The organism is Pseudomonas sp. YuFO20 (assembly GCF_035064975.1).
Lineage (GTDB): Bacteria > Pseudomonadota > Gammaproteobacteria > Pseudomonadales > Pseudomonadaceae > Aquipseudomonas > Aquipseudomonas putida_AE.
Genome location: NZ_JAXDEO010000185.1, coordinates 1 through 425, shown reverse-complemented (window position 1 = coordinate 425; position 425 = coordinate 1). Strand labels below are relative to the sequence as shown.

At 65.2% G+C, this 425-nt stretch carries 2 protein-coding genes; both read left to right on the top strand.

The window, feature by feature from the left end; genetic code table 11:
* A partial coding sequence (locus SOP85_RS31180) for a hypothetical protein (protein ID WP_323629432.1) occupies positions 1 to 224 on the top strand: 224 nt, incomplete at its 5' end.
* A 1-nt stretch (position 225) separates the two neighbouring features.
* The coding region (locus tag SOP85_RS31175) for a hypothetical protein (RefSeq protein ID WP_323629431.1) at positions 226 to 425 on the top strand (200 nt) is incomplete at its 3' end.

Here is a 425-nt window from a genome sequence, read left to right as displayed (position 1 = left end):
CGTTCAATCAGCCGGGCGTGCAACCCGAGCGACCTGGCGTCGCCAGTTCGCGGCCCTATCTCTCGATCCGCCTCGCGCAGTTGCCCTATCGGCCGCGCACCGGCGATCAAATCGCCGCGCTCGACGACAACGGCGCGCCGATCGACGGCCAGCTATTCCGCGTCGCCGAAGTGCTGCCCTCGACGCCTGGTTACGCCAGGCTCGATCTCAACCGGATCAAATGACATGCTCGCGCGTGAGTTTTTGCGCCTTTGTGCGCTGGAAGCCTTGGCGCCGTCGGGCGCGCCGGAATCCGGTCCCTGGCCGACCCTGGCCGGCAAGTATGTTTTCGACACGCGGCTCGATCCGATCGACGACCTGGCCGGGCCGTTGCCGGTGATCTCGGTCTATACCGAGAATGAGGAGCTAACCAAGATTAGCCAGGC